Below are 15,721 nucleotides of genomic sequence, written 5' to 3'. Positions count from 1 at the left end.
GTCAGGCGTTCAGGTCGATGGCGTAGACGTCATGGCCGTACACCCAGTACGGATCCTCATCGGCCCGCAGCCAGGTATTGGCATTGGAAACCTGCTGCACGCGCGACGCCCGCTCGACGCGATGACGGCGATAGGTCTCGAACGTCGCCGCCATGTCGCCCACGCCCAGCTCGGTGATGCAGCGCACCAGCACCGCCGCGTCCTCGATCGCCATGGCGGCGCCCTGCGCCATGTGCGGCTTCATCGGATGGCACGCATCCCCCAGCAGGACGACACGCCCCTTGTGCCACAGCGGCAGCGGATCGCGGGTAAAAAGCGGCCATTTGGTCACCGATTCGGCCGCCTCGATATAGGCCTGCACCGTGTCGCAATAGCCCTTGAACGATTCGTGCAGCGCCGCGCGCGTGCTGGGCTGCCACGCCACGCCACGCGGCCAGTCCGCAGCGGGCTCGCCGGTGACGAAATAGAATTCGTCCCTGTTCCTGTCGAGGAAATACGCCATCATATGCCGGTCGGACGACCACCATTTGACGCAGGGCTCGACCTCCAGGCCCGACAGGCGCGCCGCCGGGATAAGGGCCCGATGGCCGATCCAGCCGGTAAACAGCGGATCTTCCGGGCCCAGCAGCGTCTCGCGCACCCGCGAATTCAGCCCGTCCGCGCCGATCAGCATCTCGACCGTATCGATGGTGCCGTCCTCGAAGGACAGCACGACGCCCGACGCATTCTCCTCGAAATCGACCAGCTTCTTGCCGAAACGGATCGCCGCCGGATCGACCGCGCCGAGCATGATCTCATGCACGTCGCCGCGATGAATGGTGACATAGGTCGCGCCATAGCGGTCATGCTGCGCATTCAGCGGAATGCGCGACAGATAGGCGCCGTCCGCGCCATTGCGGCTGAACCAGAAATCCGGATGGCAGGACACAGCCTCGATCCGCTCTTCCAGCCCCAGCCGGCGCATGATCTTCATCACGTTCGGCCCGAACTGGATCCCCGCCCCCAGGCGCGAGAACGATGGCGCCTGCTCGTACAGGGTTACGTCATAACCGGCCCGCCCCAGCAGGCCCGCCGCGGCCACGCCGCCCAGCCCTGCCCCGACGATACCGATTCTTACCGATTCAACCATTTTTCGCCATCCCGTTCCCGTGCGCCCGCGCCATCGCCGGGCATTAATGGTGTATACGCTATATATCTGAAAGGCAACAAACCATTCCCGCATCCACGCCGCCCGAGCAGGTCCCGATCGAACGGACCCGTTTGAACGGGCGAAGATGCGTGATGAAATGCTCTATGCCCGGTCGACGATCTCCCGCGGGATCAGGAACAGGCTCAGCGCCGCCGCCGCCATCACGCAGGCGAACAGCACCAGCGCCAGGTCCGGACTGTGCGTCCGCTGGATCGTCCAACCGATGATCCCGGTGGCGAAGAACCCTGCCAGGTTGGCGAAGGAACAGGCAATCGCCAGCCCCGCCGCCGCCGCCGGCCCGCGCAGGAAATTCGCCGGAATGCACCAGAAGGGCGGCAGGGCCCCCAGGATCGCGGCATTGGCCAGCGCGATCAGGCAGACCGACACCGCCAGGCTGCCGTCGGCCAGCACGCTGCACCCCAGCAGAAAGGCCCCCAGCAGGACCGGCAGCACGACATGCAGCCGCCGCTCCCCCGTCCGGTCCGAATGCCAGCCATTCAGGACCATGCTGAATACGGCGCAAAGATGCGGCACCATGGTAATCAGCCCGATCGTCATCGGATCGGCGACACCGCGCCCCTTGAGAAAGGTGGGGAACCAGAACGCCACCGTATAAAGCCCCAGCAGGATCGCCCCGTCGATCAGCCCGACATGCCACACCCGCGGATCGGCAAAAGCCTGCCACAGGCGCGAGATCGCATGATCGTCATGGCCGTGGCGCAACTGCTCCCGCAGAAAGCCCTTTTCCCGCGCGTCCAGCCAGTCCGCGGTTTCGATCCGGTCCGGCAGGCCGAACAGCGCCCACAGGCCCAGCAGGACCGGCGGCAGGGACTCGACGGCGAACAGCCAGCGCCAGCCGGCAATGCCGCCCACCCCCGAGAAATGGGCCAGGATAAAGCCCGAAAGCGGCGCCCCCAGCACGCTCGACAGCGGAATCCCGATCATGAACAGCGCCGTCAGCCGCCCCCGGCGTTCCGGCGGAAACCACTGGCTCAGATACAGCAGCGCCCCCGGCATGAACCCGGCCTCGGCAACGCCCAGCAGCAGCCGCAGCGCATAGAACGCCATGGGCGTGTGTACCAGGCACATCGCTCCCGACACCACGCCCCAGGTCAGCATGATCCGCGCCAGCCAGAACCGCGCGCCCACCCGCTGCAACAGGATATTGCTCGGCACCTCGCACAGCACGTACCCGACGAAGAACAACCCGGCGCCCAGGCCATAGGCAGCCTCTCCCAGCCCCAGATCGGCCGCCATGCGCAGCTTGGCGAAGCCGACATTCACCCGGTCCACATAGGCCGCGAGAAACCCCAGGCACAGAAAGGGCGCGATCCGCCAGGTCAGCCGGCGATACAGCGCATCGGCCTGCGCGCCGTCCGCCGCCATGCCGGCGGCCGTGCTGTCAAAAGAAAGGTCCAAAGCCATTGCGACACCCCAGCCGGTCCGCGTCGATCCATTTATGGCGTATACGTTATTTATGCCCCACACAAGTCCGTTTCGAAACGAAATCGTTCCATGTCCCCCACCCATCGCCGCTTGCGAAATTCCGTCTTTCTGAAAGGCGTCATCTTCTCCCAAAGGTGACGCCGCCGCCTATTGCCACCGGCCCGCGAACGCGCGACAAGGGAAACGACATGAAACAGGCGACCCTACCCAGCGCAGCCCAGGCGCACCCGACCGCCGAACCGCGACCGGCGGCAGCACCGTCCGAGCCGCCTGCCGCCTACGACCTCTCCAGCCAGATCGGCCACCTGCTGCGCCGCGCCTATCAGCGCCACACCGCGATCTTTCAGGAAACGATCCCCGACCACAGGCTGACCGCGGTGCAGTTCGCGGTCCTCGTCGCGATCCGCGAGGAACAGCCCGCGCCGCTGATCCGGATCGGCCGCATGACCGCCATCGACCACGCCACCCTGCGCGGCATCGTCGCCCGGCTCGAAGACCGCGATCTGGTCAGGACCGAAAGCGACACCGAGGACCGGCGCCAGCGCATCGTCTCCCTCTCGCCCGACGGCGAGGCCCTGGTCCGGACCTGCATCCCCGAGGCGCTGCGCATCACGGAACTGACCCTCGCTCCCCTCGATGCGTGCGAGCGCGTCGCCGCCCTGCATATCCTGCGCAAATTATCGGGCGAGTAGCGCCGGCGGCCCTACGGGCCCTACGGCCCCGCATCCAGGTGATAATCGTCGGGCCGGAACGGCGGCGCCGAGATCGCATAGAAGCACAGCGCGTCCCCCTGCCCGGCCACGGCACGATGCCGCACGCGTGGCGCGATCCGCACCACGTCGCCCGCCGAAACAGGATGCGGCGTGCCGTCCAGCCATACGACGCCCCGCCCCGCGACGATCACGAAGATCTCCTCCGACGTCTCATTATGACTGGACGGATTGCCATGCCCGGCATCCAGCCGAAACAGCGCGACGCTCTGCCGCGCCGAACGCAGCGGCGCGGCCAGTCCGGTCAGCTCCTTCATGCGAACGCCCGGCGCGATCGTGACGAAAGGCACACGCGACGCATCCAGCCCCTGCGCACGCGCCGGCATCGCGGCAACCGCCAGCAAACCGATGGCGGCTCCCAGGCCCAACCCCAGACCCAACCCCACACCCCGCTTCAGGCACGCCCTCATGACGCCCCCCGGGTCAGCCGCGCGATCGCATCCGCAAACCCCGGATAGGCCCGGGCCAGCGCCGCCCGATCGCCCAGCACGAAATCCTCGGGCATGAAGCCCGGCGCCATCGTCGTGCCGCCGAACGACCAGCCGCGCGGCCCGGCCGGCATCGACCCCTGCCAGACACCCTGCGGAACGACGAACAGCGGGTTGCCGCCATCCAGCGTGACCGTCCGCCCCCGCCCGTCCGGATAGAGCAGCAGCATCCGGATCGGATCGCCGCCGTAGAAATGCCACACCTCGTCGGTCGCCAGGCGATGCAGGGCCGAAAAATCCCGTCTCGTTTCCAGCACGAAGATCGCGGTCGACAGCGGATGCGCCCGGCCGCCATAGCGGGCGGGCAGCGCCCCGCCCGGCAGCATCTCGGGCGTGCGCAGCACCTGGGCGAACCAGCCCCCTTCCTGCGGGATCGGCTGCATATGGTGGCGCGCGACCAGCGCCCGCGCGGCCGCCGGCATCGGCCCGGCCTTCTCCGCCGCGCGCGGCCCACCCCCCGGAGCCAGGGAAAAGAGCAGGGAAAACACCAAGAAACCACCCAGCCCCACCCGCATGACCACCACCCCGTTCCGACACCGGTCCGATCACCCTACCGCACGCGCCACCCCGTGTCAGGGCACCGCCTGAAGATCTGGCCTGAGGATCTGGCCTGAAGATCTGGCCCGGCGATTTGGCGCGAACCGGCTTTTGACCCATAATTCCACACGATGCACAGAACCACGACCAAGGGACCGACCGCGCGCATGGCCGCCCGCCCGGCCGCCGCCTTCAGCGGCCAGCTCGCCGAAGTCGATCTGCGCCTGCTGCGCGTCTTTCGCACCGTCGCGCAGAAGGGCGGCTTCGCCGCGGCCGAACTGGCGCTGGGCAAAAGCAAATCCTCGATCAGCATCGACATCGCGGCGCTGGAAAACCGCCTGAAGATCAAGCTGTGCAAGCGCGGGCGCGGCGGCTTCGCCCTGACGCCCGAAGGCGCGCAGGTACTGGACGCGACCACCGACCTGCTGCGCGACATCGAACGGTTCCGCGACCGGGTCAATTCCGCCAGCGGCATCCTGTCGGGCCGCTTCACGCTCTACGTCACCGACAACATGCTGGTCTATGGCGAGACCGGCATCGTCCGGGCCCTGGAACTCTTCGCGTCGGCCCACCCCGACGTCGTCATCGACCTCCGATCGACCGCGTCGCACGAAATCGAATACGCGGTGCTCGACGACCGCGCCACCGCCGGCATCACCCTGCGCCCGCACGTGCAACCCAACCTGCAGACGACGCCGCTCTTCACCGAGACGCTGCATCTCTATTGCGGCCGCCGGCACCCGCTCTTCGCCCGGGCAGACGACCCGATCACCTTCGACATGCTGGACGGCCACCGCCTGATCGAAGTCTCCGACGCGGCCACCGCGCCGGGTTGGGAGGACACGCGGCGCACCCTCACCTTCTCCGCCGCGGCCGAGAATATCGACGCGCGCGCGCTGCTGATCCTGACCGGCCAGTTCATCGGCTTCCTGCCCGAAATCTTCGCCACCCCGCTCGAGGCCAGCGGCCAGTTCCGCCGCCTGAACTGCGCGGGCCTGCCGCTGGTCACGCAGTTCCATTTCCTGGTCAAGCGGGATTCCCACGCCAGCCTGATGGCCGAAACCTTCCGCCGGATCCTGCAATCCACCTGCTGACCCGGCCCGCGCCGAAACGCCTGCCTTACGCTCCCGCCTTGCCCAGATGGCCGAAGCTGGCCGGACGCCGCGCGCCGTCCGGCAGGGCGATCCGCCCCTCGGCGACGCGCCGGCCGAGATAGCGATAGGTCTGCAGGGCCTGCGCCCACATATGCTCGCCGATGGTGATCGTCTCATAAGCCTGCCCCGCCGTCGCGAAGGCCGGCAGCGGCCGGATCTGGGTGTGGTAATCGCAGGCATAGAACAGCGGGAAGGAATAGCGCTCCTGCTTCACCTTGCGGACCCGGTGCGCGGTGGCGACGAACGCCCCGGCGGTCATGACCTCCAGCATGTCGCCGATATTCACCACGAACGCCCCCTCGACCGGCGGGGCATCGATCCATTCCCCCTTGCCGTTCAGCACCTCCAGCCCCGGCGCATCGGCCAGCAGGATGGTAAAGCATTCGTAATCGGTATGCGCGCCGATCCCCAGCGCGTCCTCGGCGTCCTCATCATGCGGATAATGGATCATCCGCAGCTTGGAGGGCGGAAAGCGCGCCAGGTCGTCGAAATATCCCTCGGTCAGCCCCAGCGCCAGCGCGAAGCCGCGAAACAGGGTCCGCCCCAGCGCGAAGACCGCCTGGTAATATGCCTGGGCCGCCGCGCGGAACCCCGGCAGCGCCGGCCAGTCATTCGGCCCCAGCAGCGGCGTGCCCGCCCGCACCAGCGGATGGTCCCCCGGCACCTCATAGCCGATGTCGAACGCTTCCTTCCGGTCGGGACGGCCGGTGCCGTACACCTCCTCGCCTTCCGGCACATAGCCCTTATGGGTCGCGGACGCGCCGATATAATGGCGCATCTTGTCGTCGAAGGGCTGGGCGAAGAAATCCCGTGCCGCCTGCCGCACATTCCCGATCAGCTCCGGCGCGACCTGGTGGCCGGAGATATACAGGAACCCGACATTGCGCGCGGCCTCCCCCAGGGCCGCCGCCACCCGGGCGCGCGCCTGGGGATCGGCACTGTACAAGCCGGCGATATCGACGACCGGTATGGCCGTGAAATCCCCGCGGGCGGTCAAGGGATCATGCTCTGTCGTCATCGTCTTCATCCTGCGCGCAAGCTGACATGAATCGTGAAAAATGCGCCCGCTCGGCCTGCCCCATCCAGGCATTGAGGTCCCACAGATCCGCGACGGGCGTCCCGGTAAAGGGCAGGCGGTGCAGGTACCCGTCCGGGCCGAATTCCGGCGTCATCGTCGTCACCGCCATTCCCCGGGCCCGCTGGGCCCGCCAGACCCGTTCCCAATGGTCCTGGTGGAACAGCAATTCGCGCCGATATTCAGGCGCCGCCGGGTGCGGCACCTGCGGTCCCTGGTCATAGCCGACACGGGCCTGGATATGATGCACCCGTGCGACGAATGCGCCGAAATCATCGGCCGGATCATCCAGCAGGCGCTCGCTGACCACCACCCAATGGCTGATATCGGTGGTGAACAGCACGTCGGGATGCTGCCGGACGACCTCCAGCGTCACCCACGGCGTGGCCAGGATCCGCGCGCGATGCGTCTCGAAGACGCAGCTCGCGCCGGCCGCGCGCGCGATCTCCTGCGCGCGGGCAATGAACTCCACCTGCTGCGCCGCCGGCCAGCGGTCGCACCCGCCCAGCACATTGACGAAACGCGGCGCCAGCGCGGCCGCGCGCTCCAGCCCGTCGCGCAGATCCGCCAGATGCGCCGCCACGCCGGCCGACTGGTCCGGAATCACCCCGCCGCCCGTCAGCACGATGGCGATATAGGGCACGCCCTCATCCCGCAGCAATCGTCCCCGCTCCCGCGCCTCGGCCAAGGTCGCCGGCACGCGGGCCTCGATTCCGTCGAACCCGGCCGCGCGCAATTCGGCGATCGCCTCGGCCCACGACCCGCCATGACCCCACAAGCTCCGAAAGAGATCCAGCCGCATCCCCCCGCCTTCCGCCATCGTTCCCGCCCGCTTCGATCGCGGTGAAGCGTTCCACACCGATCGTTCCGCAATAAATAGGAACATCGCAAAGTAAACTTCATCCCGCCCGCACGACGCGCCGCGGCCTTGCCTTGCCCTTTCGTCCGCCCGCCCCTAGAGTCGCGGGACCATTGCCGCGTCGGGCCGCGAAACGACGACATCCCCTCATCACGCGCAAAGGACCCTTCTCCCTCATGCAATTCTCAGCGTACCGCGCACAGTGGGCCCATGCCCCGCTGCGCGAGGTGCTGGCCGGCATGGTCGGCACCTTCGCCCTGATCCCCGAGGTGATCGCCTTTTCCTATGTCGCCGGCGTCTCGCCCGCCGTGTCGCTCTACGCCTCGTTCGTCATCAGCGTCGCGATCGCCATAACCGGCGGCCGGCCCGGCATGATCTCCGGGGCCGCGGGCTCGGTCGCCCTGGTCGCCGCCGCTTTGGTGCATCGGCACGGCACGCCCTACATGCTGCTGGCGACCCTGCTGGCCGGCCTGCTGCAAATGCTGTTCGGCCTGCTGCGCCTGCAGGTGCTGATGCGCTTCGTCTCGACCGTGATCCGCACCGGCTTCGTCAACGCGCTGGCCATCCTGATCTTCTCCGCCCAGGTGCCGCAGATGCTGCACGTGACCTGGCACAGCTACGCGCTGATCGCGCTGGGCCTGGCGATCATCTATCTGCTGCCCCCGCTGAACGACGCGATCCCCTCGCCGCTGGTCTGCATCGTCGTGCTGACGGCGATCACGATGTGGCACGGCATGCCGGTCCGCACGGTCGCCGACCTCGGCGCGCTGCCGGCCGGCCTGCCCGGCCTGGCCCTGCCGCATGTGCCGCTCGATATCGCGACATTGGAAACCGTCCTGCCCTACGCGATCGCCATGGCCGCCGTGGGATTGCTGGAATCGCTGATGACCGCCCGCGTGGTCGACGACGCCACCGACACCCACGGCGATCCGCGCATGGAATGCACCGGGCTGGGCCTGTCGAACATCCTGGCCGGAGTGTTCGGCGGCATCGCCGGGTGCGGCATGATCGGCCAGACGGTCGGCAATCTGCGCTATGGCGGGCGCGGACGCCTGTCCACCTTCACCGCCGGCGCGTTCCTGCTGGCGCTGATGGTGCTGCTGCACCGCTATGTGGCCCAGGTGCCGGTGGCGGCGCTGGTCGCCATCATGATCATGGTGTCGATCAGCACCTTCGCATGGGGATCGCTGCGCGACCTGCTGCGCCACCCCAAATTGTCCAGCCTGGTCATGCTGGCGACGGTGGGCGTGGTGGTGGCCACCCACGATTTGGCGGCCGGGGTGGCGGTCGGCGTGCTGCTCAGCGGCGTGTTCTTCGCCTGGCGGGTGATGGCACTGGTGGCGATCACCCGCCACGGCACGGACGGCACCGACCGCTACGTCGTCAAGGGCCAGCTCTTCTTCGCCTCCGCCGACCTGCTCTATGACGCGATCGACTTCCAGACCACGGCCCACACCGTCGTCATCGACGTCACCGAGGCCCATTTCTGGGACATCACCTCGGTCGGCATGCTGGAAAAGACCCTCGCCAAGCTCCAGGAACGCGGCCTCACCGTCACGGTCGCCGGCCTGCACCCCGACCGCCACGGCGTGATCGCCGCGCACGCGCAGCAGGAATTGCTGGCCATGTGAGCCGCGGCCACCGAGCCAGCTCCAGCGACACCGTCCCCGGACCCCGCGTCAGGCGGCCGAGATCACCACCTTCATCGCCTTTTCCTCCGCCGCATGGCCGAACACCGCATAGGCATCCAGGATCCTGTCGAAGGTGAAGCGATGCGTCACCAGCCGCGCCGGATCGATCCGCCGCGACGCCACGCTCTTCAGCAGCATGGGCGTGGTGACCGTATCGACCAGCCGGGTGGTGATGGTGATGTTCCTATCCCACAGGCGTTCCAGGTGCAGGTCGACCTTCGTCCCGTGCACGCCGACATTGGCGATGGTCCCCCCGGCGCCGATGATCGCCTCGCAGAGTTCGAACGTCGCGGGAATGCCGACCGCCTCGACCGCCGTATCGACCCCCAGCCCCTCGGTCAGCGCCATCACGGTCGCGACGGCGTCGCCCCGGCCGCTATCGACCACGTCCGTCGCGCCGAATTGCAGCGCGGTCTGCAGCCGGTTCGCATCCAGGTCGATCATGATGATCCGGGCGGGCGCATAAAGCTGCGCCGTCAGCAGCGCGGCGATGCCGATCGGCCCGGCCCCGACGATCGCGACCGTGCTCCCCGGCGCCACCTTGCCGTTCAGCACCCCGCATTCGAACCCGGTCGGCAGGATGTCGCTCAGCATCACCAGCGCCTCCTCGTCCACCCCGTCCGGCAGCGGATAGAGGCTGGTATCGGCATGGGGCGTGCGCACGAACTCGGCCTGCGTGCCGTCGATCCGGTTCCCCAGCACCCAGCCCCCCGTCGTGCAGTGCGAGAACATGCCCCGCCGGCAATAGGCGCATCTGCCGCAGGACGAGATGCACGAGATCAGCACCCGGTCGCCCGGCCTGAACGCCGTCACCGCCGCGCCGACTTTCTCCACCAGCCCGATCCCTTCATGCCCCAGGACCGTACCGGGCAGACAGGTCGGCACATCGCCCTTGAGGATATGCAGGTCGGTGCCGCAGATCGTGGTCTTGGTCATCCGCACCACCGCATCGCCCGGATCGCGGATCTCGGGGACAGGCCGCTCCTCGACCGCCATCCGGCCAGGACCGTTATAGACGAACGCCTTCATGACATCGCTCCGCCAGTTGATCGCCGCGCGGCTCCCGCCGCTTCGACAATGCACGCCTCTACGCGTGCCCGGCCCGCCCCGCCTTGATCCTGCGCAAACCCGCGCGCGACGTGCCGCAACAACGCGGCAGCCCGTCCGGCGTTCGGGTTGCGGCCTTCAGGTCCCCGCCTCCTTCGATTCCGGTGCCCTCTGCCCGAACAGCACCGCCTTGCCCGCCTCACTCACCGCGGGACGCACCGCCGGCGACTGATCACCGCCCCCTCCGTCACGCACCCGCCGGATCATCTGCCGGATCATCCGCCGGATAATTCGAAGGAAACAGCGCGCGCCGCGCCGCCTCGTCGATTTCCGTCTTGAAATCATGCCCCTGCCCCACCTGCCGCGCCCGCGCCGCCGCCGGCCGGGCATCGACGGTCAGGAACCACCGCCGCAGATTGGGAAAGGGCCCCAGCGGATCGTCCTGCACCGCCAGCACCCGCGACGCCATGCGGATCCAGCCCCAGGCCGCCATGTCCACGATCGTATAGCCGCCCCCCACCAGATAGTCGCGGCCGGCCAGATGCAGGTCCAGCACGCGGTAATGCCGCGCGATCTCCCGGCGATAGCGATTGACCGCGTACTCCAGCCTGTCCGGCGCGTGATGCTGGAAATGCACCGCCTGGCCGGAAAACGGCCCGACCCCCGTCGCGATGAAGAACAGCCAGGACAGCAAATCCGGCCGATCCTCGGCATCCCCCAGGAACCGCCCGGTCTTTTCCGCCAGATAGAGCAGGATGGCATTGGAATCGAACACCCGCGCCGGCTTTCCGCCGGGACCGTCCGTATCGACGATCGCCGGCACCTTGCCGTTGGGATTGATCGCCAGGAAGGCCGGATCGTGCTGCTCCCCCTTGCGGGTATCGACGGGCACCAGTTCGTATTCCAGGCCCGTCTCTTCCAGGAACAGGGCGATTTTGGCCGGATTGGGCGTGGGATGGAAATAAAACCGGATCATAGCATCTCCTTGCAGTCCACCAGGGCACTCCAACACCCGGCGAAGACCGGTCCCGCCGGAACCTTGCCTTTTTTGTATCGATCGATCTAAAACCATTCAAGAAAGACAAAACCGGAACGGAGCGCATTGCCGCACATGGCCAGGCCGAGGGAATTTGACGAAGACGCTGCGCTCGCGGCCGCGATCGACTGCTTCTGGACCCGGGGGTATGAGGCAACGTCGGTGCGCGACCTGGCCGACAGCATGGGGATCACCGGCGCCAGCCTCTACAACGCCTTCGGCGACAAGCGCGCCTTGTTTCGCCGCGCGCTCCAGCATTATTCCGAACACGGCACCGTCCGCCGCTACATCGCCCAGGCGGACGGCCAGCCGCCGCGCCGGGCCATAATGGGACTCTTCCAGGCGATCATCGCGGAATCGCTGGCCGATCCCCGCCGCCGGGGCTGCCTGGTGGTCAACACGGCGCTCGAGATCGCGCCCCATGACCCCGAATGCCGCCAGGCGGTGACCGACCGGCTGGACTGGATCGAATCCTTCTTCCGCGATCGCGTGGCGGCCGGCCAGGCCGACGGCACGATCGCCCCCCCGCTGGCCCCGGACATCCTGGCCCGCCATCTGCTGGCGCTCGTGCTGGGCATCCGCGTCATGGCCCGCCTCCGCCCCGAACGCGCCGTGCTGGACGCCATGGCCGCCCCCGTCATCGCCCTGCTCGACGGGACCGCAGCGGGCCATGCCGGCGCGGCATCGGAATAGCGGCACCGGAACAAGAGCGCCCACGCCGTGGCCGGCGATCACGATGATGCCCGGCCCAGCCGGGCCGCCAGTTCGGCGGCCTGCTGCCGGATTTCGGGAATCGCCGTCGTTTCGAACAGGGTGCCGGCCCGCATCGGCCCCATCGCGGACAGGACCGGCGAGCAATGCCCCGCCGCATCCCGTACGGCCCCGCCCGCCCCGGTCGCCAGCGTCACGCCCATCTCGCCGGGAACCGCCTGTCCGGTACGCAGCAACCCGCGCAGAAGGGCGGACCCGACATGCCGGTAATCGGTCGCCGGCCCCGAGCAATTGATGACGCGCGAGGCCGCGAGGATCTCCGTCCCCCGCGCGGTCCGCAGCGTCAGGACGCCGCCATCCCCGCCGGCCGCCAGGGCATGGACATGTCCCCTGCGGATCGCAAGCGTGCCACGCTGCATGTCATGCGCCACCCGTGCCGCGACCGACGGCGCCATACGGTGGCGCGCCACGCTCCAACGATGAAAGAGATGCCGCCGAAAGCGGATTTTCTCCGAGAGCGGCAGCCGGGCCCATAACAGGTTGCTGGTGCCGCGCAGGCTGTCGATCGCCGCGGGCCAGGCCACGCCGTCCCTCAATGCCGCATGCAACGCCCGAAGATAGGCGCGAGCCGCCGGCGCGGTCCCCGGCGGGATGGCCGCCTGCGCGCATGGCGCGCAAGGGATATGGCCAAGGCTCGGCAACCCATGGCGAGAGATCATGGTCACCGGCCCCCGATGCCCCTCCTCGCGCAATCGCAGCAGCATGTCCACCGCCGTCAGGCCGGTGCCGATCAGGACGACCGGCGCGTCCCGATCGGGCATAGGGGCATGGTCCGCCCACGGATCCCGATAATAGATCCGCCGCGCAACGGCATCGTCGCTGACATGCGGCAGGTCGACCGGCGGAAAATGCCCCAATGCCAGCACCACATGGTCCGCGCCCAGCACCGTTCCATCGGCCAGGACCAGGCGGGCGGCATCGCCCTCCACCGTCACCGCCGTCGCCATCGTCCTGCAATGCACGATGCCGGCCGCCTGCGCCAGCGAACGCAGATACCGCCCATATGCCATGCGCGGCGCGAACAGGCCGCCATCGGCCTCGGGATCATGGTCCCGCCGCAGCCAGTCCAGAAAATGGTCCGGCCGGTCGGGAAACGCGCTCATGTTCGCCGCGCGGACATTCAGCAGATGCCCCGGGCTGCGCGTCGAATAGGCAAGGCCGGGTCCGATTTCCGCGCGCGGCTCGACCACCACCACGCCAGGGCGATCGGCCTGGCGCGCCAGAAGGACCGCCAGCAGGGCGCCGCTCGCCCCACCCCCGACGATGACGATCGTCCTGGACATGGCGCGCCGCGTCAACCCCGGCCGCGCAGGCGGGGCCGCGCCGGACACAGGCCGTCAGACGTCATGAAACGCTCCTCCATCGGTTTCTCCCTTCCTCGCAGATCGACCGGCCGCACAGGAAGAGCAGACAGGGTAACGAATGATTGCGACGACGCACCCGGCGGCGCACCACGAACGAAAGCGCGGAACGATCCCGGCATCATCAGCCGCGTTTCATCAGCAACCTGATCTTTTCGGCATCTTCCGGCGTCGCCGGGTTATAGACGACCAATGTGAGGTCCGGGCGCCCATCGACCGAAAAAACCGAATATTCGAAGGCGAACGGCCCAAGAAGCGGATGGCGGATATGCTTGACGATCTCGCCGGGCGCGGCGCTGACGCCGTTGTCGCGCCACATCGCCCGAAATTCGGGACTGAGCCGGCAGAGTTCATCCACCAGAGGCGCGATCTCCTCCGCCGCCCCTCCGCGCGCCGCATCGACCCGGAATGCCCCGATCACGAAGCGCGCCACGCTTTCCCAATCGTGCTGCATCGCGCGGGCGCCCGGATCGAGGAAGAGGGTGCGCAGGATATTGCGCCGCGCCGGCGGCAGCGCGCCGTAATCCCCCAGCATGACGGTCGCCGCCTTGTTCCAGGCCACCACGTCCCATGTCGCGGTACGGATGATTGCGGGGCTCGACTCCAGCGCATCGAGCACCCGCTGGAGGCGCGGCGTAACACCGTCGCTCTTGCGATAGCGCGCCTCCGGCGGCCGCCCCAGCCCGAGCAGGAACAGATGCTCGCGCTCGACATCGGTCAGCATCAGCGCCCGGGCGATCCGGTCCAGCACGTCCGCCGACGGCGTGCCGCCTCTCCCCTGTTCGAGCCATGTGTACCAGGTCGGGCTGATATTGGCCCGCTGGGCGACTTCCTCGCGGCGCAGGCCGGGGGTGCGCCGGCGGTCCGGCTGAAAGCCGAAGGCGGCCGGGTCGAGCTTCGCCCGACGGTCCCTCAAATACGTGCCGAGGCGCTTCTCGCCGGCCGGATGCAAGCTCATCCTGGTACTCTTTATAATATGATAACGTCACTACTTTACCAGCATAGGACACGGGACGAGATTTGTCCTGCCTGAAACGGGGAGACATTGCCCATGCGTGTATTCGTTACCGGTGCCACCGGATTCATCGGCCTTCCCACGGTCAGGGAGCTGATCGCCGCCGGGCATGACGTCCTCGGCCTGGCCCGTTCCGAAGAAGGCGCCCACGCCCTCGCCGCCGCCGGCGCCGAGATCCAGCGCGGCACGCTCGCGGATCTCGACAGCCTGCGCACGGGGGCCGAAGCCTCGGACGCCGTCATCCACCTGGCGTTCGTCCATGACTGGTCGAATTTCGCGGCGAGTTGCGAAACGGATCGTCGCGCCATCGAGGCCCTGGGCGCCACGCTCGCCGGCTCCGCCAGGCCCCTCATCGTCACGGGGGGATTGGCGGGACTGGCCGAGCCGGGTCGCGCTGCGACCGAATACGACCAGATCCCGCCGGATTTCCCATTCCCGCGCGTCTCCGAACAGACGGCGCTTGCGCTGCTCCCACGGGGCGTCCGCGCCTCGGTCATGCGCCTTCCCCAGGTTCATGACACGGCCAAGCAGGGCCTCATCACGCCCCTCATCGCGATATTTCGCGAGAAAGGCGCCTGCGCCTATGTCGGCGACGGCGCGAGTCACTGGCCGGCGGCGCATGTCGGCGATGTGGCCCGTCTTTACAGGCTGGCGATCGAGAAGGCCGAATCCGGCGCGATATATCACGCGGTGGCCGAGGAAGGCGTGACGATGCGCGATATCGTCCACGCCATCGGCCGGCGCCTCGACCTGCCGGTCCGGTCCATCGCGCCCGACGAGGCCCAGGCGTTTTTCGGACGGTTCGCCATGTTCGCGGCGCTCGACATGCGCGCCTCCAGCGTCCGCACGCGCAGGCGGCTGGAATGGGAACCGACCGGACCCGGGTTGATCGCCGACCTCGAGCAGCTTCAGGTCGCGCAGGACTGAACGGCCATGTAAAACCGCCTCTCCACGACCGACCGATCTCCGAAATTCATGACGAGAATTCGTCTCATGAATTTCGGAGGCGGCATGCCGCGCGAACGGTCGGAATTCCGCCATCCCGAGACGGGCCCTTGCCCTGTCGATCATTCACGATGATTCAGCCGCTGCTATTCAGCCGCTGCCTGCCGGAGCGGAAAGCCACCCATTGTCCCGGTAATATCCGACCATTCTTTTGACGATCGCCTTGACGGTCCGGTCGGCGTTTTCGTGACCGTCGCCGGTGGCTTCGCGCGTGATCGTGACCCCGCCATGGACGGCTAGAGCAGATCCCGTTCAAACGGACTCGTTTGAACGGGTG

At 67.9% G+C, this 15,721-nt stretch carries 15 protein-coding genes; 5 read left to right on the top strand and 10 right to left on the bottom strand.

What is annotated here, in order from left to right:
• Position 1: 1 nt before the first annotated feature.
• Both AAC691_RS18090 and AAC691_RS18085 read right to left on the bottom strand, forming a co-directional pair.
• Entirely contained in the window at positions 2-1,129 is a 1,128-nt protein-coding gene (locus AAC691_RS18090; RefSeq protein WP_342627956.1) for an FAD-dependent monooxygenase, read from the bottom strand.
• Between the two features lie 162 nt (positions 1,130-1,291).
• The gene (locus AAC691_RS18085; RefSeq protein ID WP_342627955.1) at positions 1,292-2,614 is read right to left on the bottom strand and encodes an MFS transporter; all 1,323 of its coding nucleotides are present in this window, start codon (positions 2,612-2,614) and stop codon (positions 1,292-1,294) included.
• A gap of 209 nt (positions 2,615-2,823) precedes the next feature.
• On the opposite strand from AAC691_RS18085, the gene AAC691_RS18080 reads away from it, so the two are divergent.
• Positions 2,824-3,327: a MarR family transcriptional regulator gene (locus tag AAC691_RS18080; RefSeq protein ID WP_342627954.1), complete on the top strand. Its 504-nt coding sequence runs from the start codon at positions 2,824-2,826 to the stop codon at positions 3,325-3,327.
• Positions 3,328-3,347: 20 nt separating this feature from the next.
• Here AAC691_RS18080 and AAC691_RS18075 read toward each other — a convergent pair whose 3' ends face one another.
• Positions 3,348-3,815, bottom strand: coding sequence for a cupin domain-containing protein (locus AAC691_RS18075; protein WP_342627953.1), 468 nt, complete (start codon positions 3,813-3,815; stop codon positions 3,348-3,350).
• Positions 3,812-4,408 carry a cupin domain-containing protein gene (locus AAC691_RS18070; protein ID WP_342630266.1) on the bottom strand — a complete coding sequence of 199 codons (597 nt, stop codon included), beginning with the start codon at positions 4,406-4,408 and terminating at the stop codon, positions 3,812-3,814. Before AAC691_RS18070 ends, AAC691_RS18075 begins: the two co-directional genes overlap by 4 nt.
• Before the next feature lie 153 nt (positions 4,409-4,561).
• Here AAC691_RS18070 and AAC691_RS18065 point away from each other — a divergent pair, with 153 nt between their 5' ends.
• A complete protein-coding gene (locus AAC691_RS18065; RefSeq protein WP_342627952.1) occupies positions 4,562-5,524 on the top strand; it encodes a LysR family transcriptional regulator in 963 nt (320 codons plus the stop codon).
• A 25-nt stretch (positions 5,525-5,549) separates the two neighbouring features.
• Here AAC691_RS18065 and AAC691_RS18060 read toward each other — a convergent pair whose 3' ends face one another.
• Positions 5,550-6,602: a 2-oxoglutarate and iron-dependent oxygenase domain-containing protein gene (locus tag AAC691_RS18060; RefSeq protein ID WP_323989883.1), complete on the bottom strand. Its 1,053-nt coding sequence runs from the start codon at positions 6,600-6,602 to the stop codon at positions 5,550-5,552.
• Positions 6,586-7,461 carry a TIM barrel protein gene (locus AAC691_RS18055; RefSeq protein WP_342627951.1) on the bottom strand — a complete coding sequence of 292 codons (876 nt, stop codon included), beginning with the start codon at positions 7,459-7,461 and terminating at the stop codon, positions 6,586-6,588. The genes AAC691_RS18060 and AAC691_RS18055 overlap by 17 nt, the downstream gene beginning before the upstream one ends.
• 233 nt (positions 7,462-7,694) lie before the next feature.
• Between AAC691_RS18055 and AAC691_RS18050 the strand changes: the two genes are divergently transcribed.
• Positions 7,695-9,149, top strand: a complete 1,455-nt coding sequence (locus AAC691_RS18050; RefSeq protein ID WP_342627950.1) for a SulP family inorganic anion transporter — start codon at positions 7,695-7,697, stop codon at positions 9,147-9,149.
• A gap of 48 nt (positions 9,150-9,197) precedes the next feature.
• Here the strand turns inward: AAC691_RS18050 and AAC691_RS18045 are convergent, their stop codons facing one another.
• Together AAC691_RS18045 and AAC691_RS18040 are read right to left on the bottom strand one after the other, a co-directional pair.
• Positions 9,198-10,238: a zinc-dependent alcohol dehydrogenase family protein gene (locus tag AAC691_RS18045; RefSeq protein WP_342627949.1), complete on the bottom strand. Its 1,041-nt coding sequence runs from the start codon at positions 10,236-10,238 to the stop codon at positions 9,198-9,200.
• Positions 10,239-10,503: 265 nt separating this feature from the next.
• Positions 10,504-11,232 (bottom strand): glutathione S-transferase N-terminal domain-containing protein, encoded by a 729-nt coding sequence (locus tag AAC691_RS18040; protein WP_342627948.1) that lies wholly within the window; start codon positions 11,230-11,232, stop codon positions 10,504-10,506.
• Positions 11,233-11,367: 135 nt separating this feature from the next.
• On the opposite strand from AAC691_RS18040, the gene AAC691_RS18035 reads away from it, so the two are divergent.
• On the top strand, positions 11,368-11,985 hold the full coding sequence (locus tag AAC691_RS18035) for a TetR/AcrR family transcriptional regulator (RefSeq protein ID WP_342627947.1): 618 nt from the start codon (positions 11,368-11,370) through the stop codon (positions 11,983-11,985).
• A gap of 38 nt (positions 11,986-12,023) precedes the next feature.
• Here AAC691_RS18035 and AAC691_RS18030 read toward each other — a convergent pair whose 3' ends face one another.
• Entirely contained in the window at positions 12,024-13,346 is a 1,323-nt protein-coding gene (locus AAC691_RS18030) for an FAD/NAD(P)-binding protein (protein WP_342627946.1), read from the bottom strand.
• Positions 13,347-13,548: 202 nt separating this feature from the next.
• Positions 13,549-14,382 (bottom strand): helix-turn-helix transcriptional regulator, encoded by an 834-nt coding sequence (locus AAC691_RS18025; protein WP_342627945.1) that lies wholly within the window; start codon positions 14,380-14,382, stop codon positions 13,549-13,551.
• A 93-nt stretch (positions 14,383-14,475) separates the two neighbouring features.
• Here AAC691_RS18025 and AAC691_RS18020 point away from each other — a divergent pair, with 93 nt between their 5' ends.
• Positions 14,476-15,366 (top strand): SDR family oxidoreductase, encoded by an 891-nt coding sequence (locus AAC691_RS18020; protein WP_342627944.1) that lies wholly within the window; start codon positions 14,476-14,478, stop codon positions 15,364-15,366.
• Positions 15,367-15,721: the final 355 nt, after the last annotated feature.

The sequence above is a fragment of the Nguyenibacter vanlangensis genome (assembly GCF_038719015.1).
Taxonomy (GTDB): Bacteria; Pseudomonadota; Alphaproteobacteria; order Acetobacterales; family Acetobacteraceae; genus Gluconacetobacter; species Gluconacetobacter vanlangensis.
The sequence above is the reverse complement of the archived record's forward strand: the minus strand, read 5'-3'. Positions and strand labels throughout refer to the sequence as shown.